General features: G+C 72.2%; 15 protein-coding genes. 13 read left to right on the forward strand and 2 right to left on the reverse strand.

Going from position 1 to position 14,942, the window contains the following annotated elements:
* Positions 1-31 precede the first annotated feature (31 nt).
* The 12 genes from BMY40_RS04255 (at position 32) to BMY40_RS04310 (ending at position 9,978) form a co-directional block, all read left to right on the forward strand.
* On the forward strand, positions 32-823 hold the full coding sequence (locus BMY40_RS04255; RefSeq protein ID WP_093655390.1) for a helix-turn-helix transcriptional regulator: 792 nt from the start codon (positions 32-34) through the stop codon (positions 821-823).
* Complete coding sequence (sufB, locus tag BMY40_RS04260) at positions 820-2,241, forward strand: Fe-S cluster assembly protein SufB (RefSeq protein ID WP_093655392.1); 1,422 nt, start codon at positions 820-822, stop codon at positions 2,239-2,241. Before BMY40_RS04255 ends, sufB begins: the two co-directional genes overlap by 4 nt.
* 111 nt (positions 2,242-2,352) lie before the next feature.
* Positions 2,353-3,534 carry a Fe-S cluster assembly protein SufD gene (gene sufD, locus BMY40_RS04265; RefSeq protein ID WP_093655395.1) on the forward strand — a complete coding sequence of 394 codons (1,182 nt, stop codon included), beginning with the start codon at positions 2,353-2,355 and terminating at the stop codon, positions 3,532-3,534.
* Positions 3,531-3,890: a non-heme iron oxygenase ferredoxin subunit gene (locus BMY40_RS04270; protein ID WP_093655397.1), complete on the forward strand. Its 360-nt coding sequence runs from the start codon at positions 3,531-3,533 to the stop codon at positions 3,888-3,890. Before sufD ends, BMY40_RS04270 begins: the two co-directional genes overlap by 4 nt.
* Positions 3,891-3,896: 6 nt before the next feature.
* Positions 3,897-4,661: a Fe-S cluster assembly ATPase SufC gene (gene sufC, locus BMY40_RS04275; protein ID WP_093655399.1), complete on the forward strand. Its 765-nt coding sequence runs from the start codon at positions 3,897-3,899 to the stop codon at positions 4,659-4,661.
* Between the two features lie 124 nt (positions 4,662-4,785).
* Positions 4,786-6,042, forward strand: coding sequence for a cysteine desulfurase (locus tag BMY40_RS04280; RefSeq protein ID WP_093655401.1), 1,257 nt, complete (start codon positions 4,786-4,788; stop codon positions 6,040-6,042).
* 46 nt (positions 6,043-6,088) lie between these two features.
* Positions 6,089-6,580 carry a Fe-S cluster assembly sulfur transfer protein SufU gene (gene sufU / locus BMY40_RS04285; RefSeq protein WP_093655403.1) on the forward strand — a complete coding sequence of 164 codons (492 nt, stop codon included), beginning with the start codon at positions 6,089-6,091 and terminating at the stop codon, positions 6,578-6,580.
* The gene (locus BMY40_RS04290) at positions 6,577-6,912 is read left to right on the forward strand and encodes a metal-sulfur cluster assembly factor (RefSeq protein ID WP_093655405.1); all 336 of its coding nucleotides are present in this window, start codon (positions 6,577-6,579) and stop codon (positions 6,910-6,912) included. The genes sufU and BMY40_RS04290 overlap by 4 nt, the downstream gene beginning before the upstream one ends.
* 145 nt (positions 6,913-7,057) lie before the next feature.
* On the forward strand, positions 7,058-7,381 hold the full coding sequence (locus BMY40_RS04295) for a DMT family transporter (RefSeq protein ID WP_093655407.1): 324 nt from the start codon (positions 7,058-7,060) through the stop codon (positions 7,379-7,381).
* A gap of 92 nt (positions 7,382-7,473) precedes the next feature.
* Positions 7,474-7,857, forward strand: a complete 384-nt coding sequence (locus tag BMY40_RS29120) for a hypothetical protein (protein ID WP_425443069.1) — start codon at positions 7,474-7,476, stop codon at positions 7,855-7,857.
* Between the two features lie 198 nt (positions 7,858-8,055).
* The gene (dapD, locus tag BMY40_RS04305) at positions 8,056-9,054 is read left to right on the forward strand and encodes a 2,3,4,5-tetrahydropyridine-2,6-dicarboxylate N-succinyltransferase (protein ID WP_093655409.1); all 999 of its coding nucleotides are present in this window, start codon (positions 8,056-8,058) and stop codon (positions 9,052-9,054) included.
* A gap of 84 nt (positions 9,055-9,138) precedes the next feature.
* Complete coding sequence (locus BMY40_RS04310) at positions 9,139-9,978, forward strand: EI24 domain-containing protein (RefSeq protein ID WP_093655411.1); 840 nt, start codon at positions 9,139-9,141, stop codon at positions 9,976-9,978.
* Between the two features lie 58 nt (positions 9,979-10,036).
* Here the strand turns inward: BMY40_RS04310 and dapA are convergent, their stop codons facing one another.
* Both dapA and BMY40_RS04320 read right to left on the reverse strand, forming a co-directional pair.
* Positions 10,037-10,930: a 4-hydroxy-tetrahydrodipicolinate synthase gene (gene dapA / locus BMY40_RS04315; RefSeq protein ID WP_093655825.1), complete on the reverse strand. Its 894-nt coding sequence runs from the start codon at positions 10,928-10,930 to the stop codon at positions 10,037-10,039.
* A 350-nt stretch (positions 10,931-11,280) separates the two neighbouring features.
* Positions 11,281-13,107 carry an endonuclease/exonuclease/phosphatase family protein gene (locus tag BMY40_RS04320; protein ID WP_093655413.1) on the reverse strand — a complete coding sequence of 609 codons (1,827 nt, stop codon included), beginning with the start codon at positions 13,105-13,107 and terminating at the stop codon, positions 11,281-11,283.
* Positions 13,108-13,377: 270 nt separating this feature from the next.
* Between BMY40_RS04320 and BMY40_RS04325 the strand changes: the two genes are divergently transcribed.
* Positions 13,378-14,940: a hypothetical protein gene (locus BMY40_RS04325; RefSeq protein ID WP_093655415.1), complete on the forward strand. Its 1,563-nt coding sequence runs from the start codon at positions 13,378-13,380 to the stop codon at positions 14,938-14,940.
* Positions 14,941-14,942 lie beyond the last annotated feature (2 nt).

Consider the following 14,942-nt stretch of genomic DNA (forward strand, 5'->3'; position numbering starts at 1 on the left):
CCCGGGGTGGAGTGAGGAGGCGCGAGAGCACATGGCGGCCCAACACGGCGGCGGTGACACCCGCACCCACGGCCACCCGGCCCCGGACGAGCACCACGGCACCCGCAACAAGGTCGCGCGCTCCATCCTCGACCACGGCCCGTCCACCGCGGCCGAACTGGCCCAGCGGCTGGAGCTCACCCAGGCGGCGGTCCGCCGCCACCTGGACGCACTCGTCTCCGAGGGCGTCGTCGAGCCCCGTGAGAAGCGGGTCTACGGCTCGCGCGGCAGGGGCCGTCCCGCCAGGGCCTTCGCGCTCACCGACTACGGCCGCAGCGCCTTCGACCAGGCCTACGACCAGCTCGCCGTCGACGCCATGCGCTGGATAGCCCAGGCCGCGGGCGGCGGTGAGAAGGGACGGGCCGCGGTCGCGGCCTTCGCCCGCGCCCGGGTCGCCGCCCAGGCGGAGCGGTACCGCGCCGAGCTGGAACGGGCCGCACCCGGGGAGAGGGCCAGGGTTCTGGCCGAGGCGCTGTCCAGGGACGGGTACGCTGCCACCGCGCGCGGCGCGCCCGCCTCCAGCGGAGAGCAGCTCTGCCAGCACCACTGCCCGGTGGCCCACGCCGCCGAGCAGTTCCCGCAGCTGTGCGAGGCGGAGACGGAGGTCTTCTCCCGCCTGCTCGGCACCCATGTGCAGCGTCTGGCCACCATCGCCCACGGCGACGGGGTGTGCACGACGTTCATCCCCGGAGCGGCTTCCGGGGCCGCACCCGGGACACCCAAGACATCCAAGACCACCGCAGCGACAGCATCTGCAAGCACAGCCGGGAGGAACCCCGCATGACTCTCCCCACGGAGACTGCCCACCCTGAGCTGGAGGGCCTGGGCAAGTACGAGTACGGCTGGGCCGACCCGGACGCCGCCGGCGCCTCGGCCAAGCGCGGCCTCTCCGAGGAGGTCGTCCGCGACATCTCGGGCAAGAAGTCCGAGCCGGAGTGGATGCTGAAGCTCCGCATGAAGGGCCTGAAGCTCTTCGAGAAGAAGCCCATGCCGAACTGGGGCTCGGACCTGAGCGGCATCGACTTCGACAACATCAAGTACTTCGTGCGGTCCACCGAGAAGCAGGCCCAGACCTGGGAGGACCTGCCGGAGGACATCAAGAACACCTACGACAAGCTGGGCATCCCCGAGGCCGAGAAGCAGCGCCTGGTCGCCGGTGTCGCCGCCCAGTACGAGTCCGAGGTGGTCTACCACCAGATCCGTGAGGACCTGGAGAAGCAGGGCGTCATCTTCCTGGACACCGACACCGCCCTCAAGGAGCACCCGGAGCTGTTCCAGGAGTACTTCGGCACCGTCATCCCGGCCGGCGACAACAAGTTCGCCGCGCTGAACACCGCGGTGTGGTCCGGCGGCTCGTTCATCTACGTGCCCAAGGGCGTCCACGTGGACATCCCGCTCCAGGCCTACTTCCGGATCAACACCGAGAACATGGGCCAGTTCGAGCGGACGCTGATCATCGTGGACGAGGACGCCTACGTCCACTACGTCGAGGGCTGCACCGCGCCGATCTACCAGTCCGACTCGCTGCACTCGGCGGTCGTGGAGATCATCGTCAAGAAGGGCGCCCGCTGCCGCTACACGACCATCCAGAACTGGTCGAACAACGTGTACAACCTGGTCACCAAGCGCGCCGTGGCCTACGAGGGCGCGACGATGGAGTGGGTCGACGGCAACATCGGCTCCAAGGTGACCATGAAGTACCCGGCCGTCTACCTGATGGGCGAGCACGCCAAGGGCGAGACCCTCTCGATCGCCTTCGCGGGCGAGGGCCAGCACCAGGACGCCGGCGCCAAGATGGTGCACATGGCGCCCAACACCTCCTCCAACATCGTCTCCAAGTCGGTGGCGCGGGGCGGCGGCCGCACCTCCTACCGCGGTCTGATCGAGATCGGCGAGGGCGCGGAGAACTCCAAGTCCAACGTGCTGTGCGACGCGCTGCTGGTGGACACCATCTCGCGCTCGGACACCTACCCCTACGTCGACGTCCGCGAGGACGACGTGACGATGGGCCACGAGGCGACGGTCTCCAAGGTCAGCGACGACCAGCTGTTCTACCTGATGCAGCGCGGTCTGTCCGAGGACGAGGCGATGGCGATGATCGTGCGCGGCTTCGTCGAGCCGATCGCCAAGGAACTGCCCATGGAGTACGCCCTGGAGCTCAACCGGCTGATCGAGCTGCAGATGGAGGGCGCGGTCGGCTGACCGCCCGGCCACCCGTCCTCCCCACCTCCGTGACCGTGAGCCGGTCTCCGGGCGCCGATGGGCCCGGAGACCGGCGAACACAGAAGACAGAGAGCGAGCAACACGACAGCCATGGCTGAGGCTCAGAACATCCCGGCCGGGTCCACGACCGCCGGATCGATCGCGGTGGCGGCCGAGTCCACCGTCGCCACCCGGATGAGCGCCCCGCCGTCCTTCGACGTGGCGGACTTCCCGGTGCCGCACGGCCGTGAGGAGGAGTGGCGCTTCACCCCGCTGGAGCGCCTGAGGGGCCTGCACGACGGCACCGCCGAGGCCGGCGGCGGCGTCAAGGTCGACGTCTCCGCGCCCGACGGCGTGACGGTGGAGACCGTCGGCCGCGACGACGCCCGTCTGGGCCGGGCCGGCAAGCCCGTGGACCGGGTCGCCGCCCAGGCCTACAGCGCCTTCGAGAAGGCCGCCGTCGTCACCGTGCCCAAGGAGACCGCGCTCACCGAGCCGATCCGGGTGAACATCCAGGGCCAGGGCGGCGTCTCCTTCGGGCACACCGTCTTCGAGCTGGGCGCCTTCGCCGAGGCCGTCATCGTCATCGACCACACCGGCGACGGCGTGCGCGCCGCCAACGTCGAGTACGTGCTGGGCGACGGCGCCAAGCTGACGGTCGTCTCCGTGCAGGACTGGGACGACACGGCCGTGCACTGCTCCCAGCACAACGCGCTGGTCGGCCGCGACGCCACCTTCAAGTCCGTGGTCGTCACCTTCGGCGGCGACGTGGTGCGCCTCCACCCGCGCGTCAACTACGCGGGCCCCGGCGGCGAGGCCGAGCTGTACGGCCTGTACTTCACCGACGACGGCCAGCACCAGGAGCACCGCCTCTTCGTCGACCACGAGGCGTCGAACTGCCGCAGCAACGTCGTCTACAAGGGCGCCCTCCAGGGCCAGGACGCGCACGCCGTGTGGATCGGCGACGTGCTGATCCGCGCCTCGGCCACCGGCACCGACACCTACGAGCTCAACCGCAACCTCGTCCTCACCGACGGCGCGCGGGTGGACTCGGTGCCCAACCTGGAGATCGAGACCGGCGAGATCGTCGGAGCCGGCCACGCCTCGGCCACCGGCCGCTTCGACGACGAGCAGCTGTTCTACCTGATGGCGCGCGGCATCCCGGAGAAGGACGCCCGCCGCCTGGTGGTGCGGGGCTTCTTCGCCGAACTGGTCCAGCAGATCGGCCTGCCCGACCTGCAGGACCGCCTCATCGCCAGGATCGAGGAGGAGCTGGAGGAGTCGGTCGCATGAGCACCGGCGAAAGCACGGTGGGCAGCGCGGGCTTCGTCCGCGTCGCCTCGCTCGGCGAGCTGGAGGAGGACACTCCCAAACGGGTGGAGGTCGAGGGCGTCCCGGTCTCGCTCGTCCGCACGGGGGGAGAGGTCTTCGCGATCAACGACATCTGCTCGCACGCGAACGTCTCGCTCTCCGAGGGCGAGGTGGAGGACTGCCACATCGAGTGCTGGCTGCACGGGTCCAGCTTCGACCTGCGCACCGGCAAGCCCGACGGACCGCCCGCCACGCGCCCCGTCCCCGTATACCCCGTCAAGATCGAAGGAGACGGCCCCGACGCGGCCGTGCTCGTCTCCACCACCCAGGAGTCCTGAAGCCCCATGGCAACGCTTGAGATCCACGACCTGCACGTCTCCGTCGAGGCCGAGAACGGCCCCCGGGAGATCCTGCGCGGCGTCGACCTGACCGTGAAGCAGGGCGAGACGCACGCCATCATGGGCCCCAACGGCTCCGGCAAGTCCACCCTCGCCTACTCGCTGGCGGGTCACCCGAAGTACACGATCACCGGCGGCACCGTCACCCTGGACGGCGAGGACGTCCTGGAGATGAGCGTCGACGAGCGCGCCCGCGCCGGCGTCTTCCTCGCCATGCAGTACCCGGTCGAGGTGCCCGGCGTGTCCGTCTCCAACTTCCTGCGCACCGCCGCCACCGCCATCCGCGGCGAGGCCCCCAAGCTGCGCACCTGGGTGAAGGAGGTCAAGGAGGCCATGGAGCGCCTCTCCATCGACCCCGCCTTCGCCGAGCGCAACGTCAACGAGGGCTTCTCCGGCGGTGAGAAGAAGCGCCACGAGATCCTCCAGCTGGAGCTGCTCCGGCCGAAGATCGCGATTCTGGACGAGACCGACTCCGGTCTGGACGTCGACGCGCTGCGCGTCGTCTCCGAGGGCGTCAACCGCGTCCGCGAGACCGGCGAGGTCGGCACCCTGCTGATCACCCACTACACGCGCATCCTGCGCTACATCAAGCCCGACCACGTCCACGTCTTCGCGGCCGGCCGGATCGCCGAGTCCGGCGGCCCGGAGCTGGCGGACAAGCTGGAGGAAGAGGGCTACGAGGCCTACGTCAAGGCCGACCGGACGGCGTGAGCCGTATCCGCGGGGCCGCTTCGGCGGCCCCGCGCACCGACGGCGCCCCCGGTCCGGCCGGACGGGCGCGCAATGGGGTACCCACGGGGCGTGGGGTCCCGGGGGAGAACGGAGAAACACGAGCGTGACACAGCTGCCGGGCCTTCTCGACACGGACGCGATCCGCAAGGACTTCCCGCTGCTGGACCGCACGGTCCACGACGGGAAGAAGGTCGTGTACCTGGACAACGCGGCGACCTCCCAGAAGCCGAACCAGGTGCTCGACGCGCTGAACGACTACTACGCGCGGCACAACGCCAACGTCCACCGCGGCGTGCACGTGCTCGCCGAGGAGGCCACGGCGCTGTACGAGGGAGCGCGCGACAAGGTCGCCGCCTTCGTCAACGCCCCGAGCCGCGACGAGGTGATCTTCACCAAGAACGCCTCGGAGTCGCTCAACCTCGTGGCGAACATGCTCGGCTGGGCCGACGAGCCCTACCGCGTCGACGACCGGACCGAGATCGTCATCACGGAGATGGAGCACCACTCCAACATCGTGCCCTGGCAGCTGCTGGCGCAGCGCACGGGCGCGAAGCTGAAGTGGTTCGGCCTCACCGACGACGGCCGCCTGGACCTGTCGAACATCGACGAGGTCATCACCGAGCGGACCAAGGTCGTCTCCTTCGTGCTGGTCTCCAACATCCTGGGCACGGTCAACCCGGTCGAGACGATCGTCCGCCGCGCCCAGGAGGTCGGCGCGCTGGTGGTGGTCGACGCCTCCCAGGCCGCCCCGCACATGGCGGTGGACGTCCAGGCGCTCCAGGCCGACTTCGTGGCCTTCACCGGCCACAAGATGTGCGGGCCGACCGGCATCGGCGTGCTGTGGGGCCGCCAGGAGCTGCTGGAGGACCTGCCGCCGTTCCTCGGCGGCGGCGAGATGATCGAGACCGTCTCGATGCACTCCTCCACCTACGCCCCCGCGCCCCACAAGTTCGAGGCGGGCACGCCGCCGATCGCGCAGGCCGTCGGCCTGGGCGCCGCCGTGGACTACCTCTCGGCGATCGGCATGGACCGCATCGCGGCCCACGAGCACGCGATCACCGAGTACGCGGTGCGCAGGCTCCAGGAGGTGCCCGAGCTGAGGATCATCGGCCCGTCCACGGCCGAGGACCGCGGCGCCGCGATCTCCTTCACGCTCGGCGACATCCACCCCCACGACGTGGGCCAGGTCCTCGACGAGCAGGGCATCGCCGTCCGGGTCGGCCACCACTGCGCCAGGCCCGTCTGCCTGAGGTACGGAATTCCCGCGACCACCCGGGCGTCGTTCTATCTGTACTCCACTCCGGCGGAGGTCGACGCACTGGTGGAGGGACTGGAACACGTACGGAACTTCTTCGGTTGATGTTCCGTGACCGACGACGGACGACCGCAGTGGCTGAAGGTGACTCGTGAAGCTTGACTCCATGTACCAGGACGTGATCCTGGACCACTACAAGCACCCGCACGGACGGGGGTTGCGCGACGGCGACGCCGAGGTGCACCACGTCAACCCGACGTGCGGCGACGAGATCACCCTGCGGGTGAGGATGGACGGCTCCACCGTCGCGGACGTCAGCTACGAGGGACAGGGCTGCTCCATCAGCCAGGCCAGCGCCTCGGTGCTGAACGAACTGCTGGTCGGCAAGGAACTGGCCGAGGCGCGAAGGGTCCAGGAGACCTTCCTGGAGCTGATGCAGTCCAAGGGCCGGATCGAGCCGGACGACGCGATGGAGGAGGTCCTGGAGGACGCCGTCGCGTTCGCCGGGGTCTCCAAGTACCCGGCACGCGTGAAGTGTGCCCTGCTGAGCTGGATGGCATGGAAGGACGCCACCGCCCAGGCCCTGGGCGACGGCTCCGCCGAGGAGAAGGCCGGGCAGAAGGCCGAGGAGAGGACCGCATGAGCGAGACGCCGACCACGACGAAGCCGGCGAGCGAGGACGAGGTCCGCGAGGCCCTGTACGACGTGGTGGACCCCGAGCTGGGCATCGACGTCGTCAACCTGGGCCTGGTCTACGGCATCCACGTCGACGACGACAACACCGCCACGCTGGACATGACGCTGACGTCCGCGGCCTGCCCGCTGACCGACGTGATCGAGGACCAGGCGAAGTCGGCGACCGACGGCATCGTCAACGAGCTGCGCATCAACTGGGTCTGGATGCCGCCGTGGGGCCCGGACAAGATCACCGACGAGGGCCGCGAGCAGCTCCGCGCGCTCGGCTTCAACGTCTGAGGCACCCGGACGCCCGGACGCCCGGGCACCCAGCGCCTTCCCCGCCGGCCGGGGCCCCTCGCGGGCCCCGGCCGGCGGCGTGCGCGCCCACGGGCGCGCACGGGGCGGTCGGCGGCCCCGCCGCACCGCTGCGTAGCCTCGGCGCATGGCGTATCTGATGCTGGCCTGCGCGATCCTGGCCGAGGTACTGGCGACCACCTCGATGAAGTACAGCGACGGTTTCACCCGGCTGTGGCCCACCCTGGGGACCGCCGCCGGGTACCTCGTCGCGTTCGTCCTGCTCGCGCAGACGTTGAAGACCATGTCCGTGGGCACCGCGTACGCGATCTGGTCGGGTGTGGGAACCGCCGCCATCGCCGTGATCGGCATGGTCTTCATCGGCGAGGCGGTCAACGCCGCCAGAATCATCGGAATCCTCCTGGTCATCGCCGGTGTGGTGGTGCTCAACCTGGGCGGCGGCGGCCACTGACGGCGCCGCCGCGAGGCCGCCGTGAACCCCCTCGCCCCCATCGGGCAACAACGGGTGAACCGACCACCCACAGGGCAGAGACGGGGAACCACGTGGCCGATCCACCGGCGGACGACGCCGCCATCATCAAGGACTCCAGAGAGCGGCCCGAGGTCTTCGCGCGCCTGTACGACCGGCACGCCGCCGACATCCACCGCTATGTGGCACGGCGGCTGGGCGACGGCATGGCGGACGACCCGGAGCTGGCAAGGATCCGCTGGTTCTACCCGTCCGACGGAGGCGGCGAGCCCTCCGGCGACACCCTGCGGGAGTCCAGGGACGCGCACCACTACCGTGCGGCCGGCGTGCTGATCAAGTCCTACCCGATGGCGCACCAGGGGCTGGCCAGGCTCTACCGGGCCCTGGCGACGGTGGACGGGGTGGAGGTGGTGGACCACCTGGTGAAGGACGCGGCCGGACGGGACGCCATCGGCTGAGGAAGGGACAGGTCCTCTGGGATACCGCCGTCCTGCGCACCGCCCTCGTCGACGCCGAGGGGCGGCGCCCCTGAGGCGGGGCGGTGCGCGCCGGGCCGGGGGAGCGCGCGGGGGCGGGCAGCACGGGGGAGAGGCCGTGCGCGTCCGGCCGATGGGACCGGTTCGCGCTCGCGGAAGGTGTCCGGTTAGCGTTTGGCCATGACCGAAGCACCCGCATCCGCACCCCGTACGACCGGCGCAGCCGCCGCCGGACTGGCCACCGTCGCGCTCGACGGGGGCGCCGTACTCGACACCTGGTTCCCCGCGCCCGAACTGGCCGACGCGCCCGGCCCCTCCGGCACCGAGCGGCTGAGCGCCGAGCGCGCCGCCGAGCTGCTGGGCGACGCCGCGCCGCAGGCCCTGGGCCCGGACCCGGTCCGCGGTGTCGAGGTCATCGCCGTCCGCACCGTCATCGCCTCGCTGGACGACAAGCCCCTGGACGCGCACGACGCCTACCTGCGGCTGCACCTGCTCAGCCACCGCCTGGTGAGGCCGCACGGCCAGAACCTGGACGGGATCTTCGGCCTGCTCGCCAACGTGGCCTGGACCAACCTCGGTCCCGTCCCCGTCGAGAGGGTCGAGCAGGTCCGCCTCGCCGCCCGCGCCGAGGGCAGGCAGCTCACGGTCACCAGTGTCGACAAGTTCCCCCGGATGACCGACTACGTCATCCCCAAGGGCGTGCGCATCGGCGACGCCGACCGTGTGCGCCTGGGCGCCCACCTCGCCTCCGGCACCACCGTGATGCACGAGGGCTTCGTCAACTTCAACGCCGGGACACTGGGCACCTCCATGGTCGAGGGCCGCATCAGCGCGGGCGTCGTCGTCGGAGACGGCTCCGACATCGGCGGCGGCGCCTCGATCATGGGCACCCTCTCCGGCGGCGGCAAGCAGACCATCTCCATCGGCGAGCGGTGCCTGCTGGGCGCCGAGGCCGGCATCGGCATCTCCCTCGGCGACGACTGCGTCGTGGAGGCGGGCCTCTACCTGACGGCCGGCACCCGCGTCGCCCTGCCCGACGGCAAGGTCGTCAAGGCGCTGGAGATGTCCGGCGCGAACAACCTCCTCTTCCGCCGCAACTCCACCACCGGAGCCGTCGAGGCCCTCCAGCGCTCCGGCTCCTGGGGCGGTCTGAACGAGGCCCTGCACAGCCACAACTGACGCCGCGCCGGGTACCCCCGGCACCGGGCATCCGTCCGGGCCCGCCGCCCCCACCGGGCGGCGGGCCCGTTACGCTGTGCGGCCATGGGCGATCTCATGACCGGGGTGCGGTACCTGGGGCAGGGCCAGAAGTGGGTCCTGCGCAACGGACGGTGGTTCGGCTTCGGGCTGCTGCCCGCGCTCATCACCCTGGTGCTCTACACGGCGGCCCTGGTCGCCCTCGGCTTCTGGGCCGACGACCTGGCCGCCTGGGCCACTCCCTTCGCCGACGACTGGTCCTCGCCCTGGGCCGGGCTGCTGCGCGGCACGTTCACCGTGCTGCTGTTCGCCGGCGGCCTGCTGATGGCGGTGCTCACCTTCACCGCCGTCACCCTGCTGGTCGGCGACCCCTTCTACGAGTCCCTGTCGGAGAAGGTGGAGGAGTCCGAGGGCGGTTGCCCCGAGGGGCCCGGCATCCCGCTGTGGCGAGGGCTGTGGATCTCCCTGTGCGACAGCCTCTACGTCCTGGTGCGGGCCCTGGCCTTCGGCGTGGTGCTGTTCCTGCTCGGCTTCGTCCCCGTCGCCGGCCAGACCGTCGTCCCCGTCGTCGCCCTCGCCGTCTCCGGGTTCTTCCTCACCCTGGAGCTCGCCTCGGTAGCCATGCAGCGCCGTGACATCCCGGTCCGCGAGCGGCTGCGGCTGCTGCGCGGGCGCAAGGCGCTGGCGGTCGGTTTCGGGGCGCCGCTGGCGCTGTGCTTCCTGGTGCCGCTGGCCGCGGTCCTCCTGATGCCGGGCGCGGTCGCGGGCGCCGCCCTCCTGGTGCGGGACCTGGCCGGTGCGCCCGCGGACGGAGAACCGGCCGCGCGGGAGCCGGGGCAACCGCAGGGACCGCACGGACCGCAGGGGATGTGGACCAAGCCGGGCCGCCCGGACGGGACCGCCTGAGGAGCCTGAGGAGCCCGAGGCGTCCGGGCCCCGCAGGGCCCGGGAGGACCGGCGGGGCCTAGGAGGACAGCGTCTTCCTGAGGGCGTCGGCCAGCCGCGCGGTCAGCTCCTCGTCGGCCGCGAGCAGCGGCGGACGCACCGGGCCGCCCGGCAGCCCGGCCGCCGCGAACAGCGCCTTGACCGAAACCGCGCCGGGCACCTGGGACATCATCGCGTCGACCAGCGGCACCAGGGCCTGGTGGCGCCGGGCGGCCTCGGTGTGGTCGCCGGCGTCGAAGGCGTCCAGGACGCCGCGTACGGCCGGGCCCGCCACGTTGGCGACCGTGCTCACGCAGCCGTGGGCGCCGATCGCGCGCAGCGGCAGGTTCATCTCGTCGCAGCCGGAGTAGTAGACCAGCCCGGTGGAGCCCAGCACCTTCGCCGTCTTCATCAGGTCGTAGGCGCAGTCCTTGACCGCGCGGATGCGCGGGTGCTCGGCGAGCCGGGTCAGCGTCCGCGCCGTCAGCGCGGTGCCCGCCCCGGTGCGGGCGGGGATGTCGTAGAGCATCACCGGCAGGGCGGTGGCGTCGGCGACGGTGGCCAGATGGCGGGCGATGGCCTCCTGGGTGGGGCGCGAGTAGTACGGCGTGACGACCAGCAGGCCGTGGGCGCCCGCCTCCTCGGCAGCCCGGGCCAGTTCCGCCGAGTGCCGGGTGTCGCCGGACCCGACGCCGGCGACGATCCGGGCCCGGTCGCCGACCTCCTCGGTCACGGCCCGTACCAGCGCGGTCTTCTCGTCGTCGGAGGTGGTCGGGGACTCACCGGTGGTGCCGCTCAGCACCAGGGCGTCGCAGCCGCCCCGGTCCACCAGATGGGCGGCCAGCCGCCGGGCGCCGGGGAGGTCCAGGGCGCCGGAGGAGTCGAACGGGGTGATCATGGCGGCGGCGACGCGGCCGAAGGGGGAGTCGGGCATGCGCGCGAGTCTGGCCCATACGGAAGCGGCCGGTCCAACCGGTTCCGTCAGCGGTCGCCCCGGCCCGAGGCGCGTTCCCGGGGGTGCAGCCCCGGGGACGGGCGCCCGCTCCGGCGGCTCGAACGGTTCGTCCGGGCCGGGTCCGCCGCCGTCGGCCGTCCCGGCCTCGATCCCGTCGGTGAGTTCGGCGGTCATCGGCGCGCCGCTCCTGCCCACCGCGCCGGGCGGCGCAGCCGCACGGCCCAACGGTACGAGGATCATGGCGGTTACGCCCCGCGCCGCGGAACGCGCCGGCCGTGCCGCCTCCCCGGAGGGGGCGGCACGGCCGGCGCTCGACGGAGTGCCCCGCGTCAGGGACGGAAGCGGATCACCTGGGGGTCGTGGTCGCTCGCCTGGTCGGCGAACTCCGCGTTGACGTGCACGATGTCGTAGTCGAAGCGGCCGACGCCCGGGGAGACCAGGGTCTGGTCCAGCACCTGGGCGTTGCCGTCGTAGACGTAGGTGTAGCGCTCCTCCTCGGGCAGCGAGAGCACCGCGCTGCGCAGCGCGCCGCCCGCGGTCAGCTCGCGGGTGGTGGCGGAGAACTCGAAGTCGTTGATGTCGCCGAGGACGACGACGTTCGCCTTCCTCTCCACCGCCAGCACCTGCCGCACGAAGTGGTTGACCACCCTCGCCTGCGCGGTGCGCTGGACCTCGGAGGAGCGGTTGGGCGGCTGGACGGCCGCGTGCAGGGACTGGTCGCCGCCCTTGGAGGCGAAGTGGTTGGCGACCACGATGACGGTGCGCCCGCGGAAGCGGAACTCGCCGGCCAGCGGCTTGCGGCTGTCCTCCCAGGCCGTGTCGTTCGGCGCGACGCGGGCGGGGGAGTGGGTCAGCACGGCCCGGCCGCGCTCGCGCTCCACGCCGACCGCGGTGGTGGCACCGCCGCCGGGGCGGTCCACGAAGGAGACCCGCTCGGGGTTGAAGAGGAAGACGTTGCGGATGTTGCCGCCGGGCTGGCCGCCGTCGGCGTCGTCGACCGGGTCGACGGCGCGCCACTCGTAGCGCGGGCCGCCCGCGGCCGCGATGGCTTCGGTGAACTTCGCGAGCGTGGCGTCGGCGGAGACCACCTCGTCGTTCACCGGGCCGTTGTCGTCCTGGATCTCCTCCAGGGCGAGGATGTCGGGGGAGGCGAGGTTCTCCACCACGCCCCGGGCCAGCCGGTCGAACTTCTCCTGGTCGTTGCCGGGGTGGAGGTTCTCGACGTTGTAGGTGGCCACGGCCAGTTCGCCGCGGCGCTGGGCGCGGGTGCGCTCGCGCTCCAGGCCGCGGTCCTCGACCTCGCCCAGCTCGCGGGCCACCACGTGGTAGCCGCCGTACTGCTCGTAGTCCAGCGGGCCGGTGGTGGCGCCGGCCAGCACGTCGCCGGTGTTCGCGGTGGGGAAGGGCTCCTGGGACAGCGGGGTGAGCGACTCGACCTTGAGGCGGCCGGAGTTCTGCTCGTCGTAGCCGCCGTAGACGGTGCCGCCGCGCGCCGAGGGGTTCTGCTCCGGCCTGACGGTCACCCACAGTTCGGCGTACCGGGTGCTGGGGCCGACCACGCGGGCGTCGCGGATGCGTACGTCCATGCCCTCCAGGGACTCGTACAGGTCCAGGGCGTAGGCCTGCGGGCGCAGTTCGAGCCCCTCGATGCTCCCGCCCGCGGCCGGGTCGCCCTGGGGCGCGTACGCCTCGGGGACGGAGGCGGAGTCCAGGGTCACCGGGGCCGGCAGGGGGTTGCCGGAGGAGACGACGGTCACCTGGGGACGGGATATCTGGGTGAGGGTCTGGTTGCCCGACGAGTTGCCGCCGGGGCGGTACTCGGTGACCGTGCCCGAGACCTGCACCAGGTCCCCGACGGCCACCCTGGGAACCGAGCCGGTGAAGACGAAGAGGCCCTCGCTGGTGGCCGGGTCCCCGTCGGGGGCGGTGTCCTGCATCCAGAAGCCGCGCGAGCCGTAGGTGCGCACGCCGGTGACGACGCCGGACACCTGTGACACCTGCTCGCCCGCCAGCGGCGAGACGCGGGTGGTGCCCTGGATGTCGTGGATGCGGACCGTGTCGGCCGGTTCCGCCGCCGAGGCGGGGGCGGCCAGCAGCGTCGAGGTCAGGGCTGCGACGGTGAGTGCGGCGGTACGGGCCGCCTGGGATCTGCTCAAGGGGTCCCTCCGGGACGGTGCTGTGAGTGCCGGACGTGCTGGACGTGCCGGATGTGCTGAGGGAGAAAGCCGGAGTGCGGTGACGCTGCCCGTGGATCGCACTGTGCGGTTTCTACGCGCGTAACGTGCCGCTCTGGTCAGGTGCTTGTCAAGCGGTTGCCGGTGTACGCGGGCGGAAGGGCCGGTGAACCGGACGGTGGGGACGGAAGCCGTCTACGCTGGGGCAGCGATCACAACGCCCGCCTCATCGAATCGAGGAGCGCCTCCCCCATGACCGGTGACGACCGCCCCACCGTGCCGCCCGTACGGCTGCCCGCCGAAGCCGAACTGGCGCGGGACGCGCTGGCCTCGCCGCTGCTGTCCCGGGCCGCCCGGCTCGCGCGCTGGGCCGGGGAGGGGATCCGGGTGGGAGCCGGGGGCGAGCTGTCCGACGAGTCGCTGGCGCTGGCCGCCGCCCACCTCGGCCTCGACGGGGAGGAGGACGGGCTCGCGCACGCCGAGCGGGCGTGGGACGCGGCCCTGGACACCGGCCTGCTGGAGATCCGAGAGGACGACGGACACGGCGGAAGCGACGCCGACGACGCCGGGAGCGGCGGGGACGGCGAGGACGGAGGGGAGGGCACGGCGGTCCCCGGCGAGGAGCTGTCCCTGCTCACCGGGGGCGCCCCCGCCGATGTACTGGACATCTGGCGCGACGGCCTGGAGGCGGCCCTCGCGGACGCCGCCGCCCCCGCCCTGGAGGACCTGCTCGGCGAACCGGGCGCCGATGGCGAGGACGGCCGGTTCGACCCCGGATCCCTCGACCTCGACGCGCTCGACTGGGACCCGGAGGAGGAGGCCGACTTCCTCGACGGAGCCCTGGGCAACCTCTATGTCCTGACCGCGACCGACCCCGCCGTGACGGCCGGGGCCATGGTGCCGCTGCCGGTGCTCGCCGCCTCGATGGTCGCCCCCGAGGACATGGAAAACCCCACCGACTCCGTCCTGGAGGACGTCTCGGTGGCGATGGTGAGGCTGGACGAGCAGTTCCGGATGCTGGAGCCGGCCGGGATCGTCGACTACCGGCCCGTGGACGCGGCCCTGATCGAGGAGGCCGACGGCGGTGAACCCGGCGAACCCGCCGGCCTCGACGAACCCGACGGCCCCGCGGTCCCGGACGAGGAGGACGTGGCCCGCTACGGCATGGTCCGCCTGACCCCGCTCGGCCTGTACGGCGTACGGCAGCGGCTGCTGGAGGCGGGAGTCCACGCCCCGGTCGTGGGCGATCTGGCGGAGGAGGGCGCCGAGGCGCTGCTGGCCGCCCTGCCCGGCCACGGCGAGGAGGCCGCCCGCCACGAGATCGAACTGTGGCTCGCCCGGCGCGCCCCCCTGGAGGCCGCCCGCGAACTCCTGGCCGCCGCCCGCGGCGACGACCGGGACGCGCCGCGCCGCCGCCTGGCCTGCCAGCAGGCGCTCTCGCTCACCGGCGCGGAGGCCGAGCCCGCCCTGCGGGAGATCCTCGACGACGGCCACCTGGGCGGACTGGCCCGGGTGTGGCTCTCCGAGCGCGGCTTCGCCGACGTGCCGGCGCCGTCGGAGGAGATGGTGTTCTGGCTGACCGTGGACACCCTGGCCGCCCAGCTGGCCACCGAGGGGGACGGGGGCGGATCGGAGGAACTGCGCGAACTGGTGCGCGGCCTGGTCGACCAGCACAGCGGCTTCTTCGACAAGGCCTGGCGCGTCGACCACCCGGCGACCGGGGAGGTGCTGGAGGCGATGAGCCGTGTGCACCCCGACCGCAAGGCGGCCAAGGACGCCCGCAAGGCGGCGTACAGGGCGCGGTCGCGCGGCTGAGC

Origin of the sequence: Streptomyces radiopugnans, assembly GCF_900110735.1 — a bacterium.
In the GTDB taxonomy this organism is placed as follows: Bacteria; Actinomycetota; Actinomycetes; order Streptomycetales; family Streptomycetaceae; genus Streptomyces; species Streptomyces radiopugnans.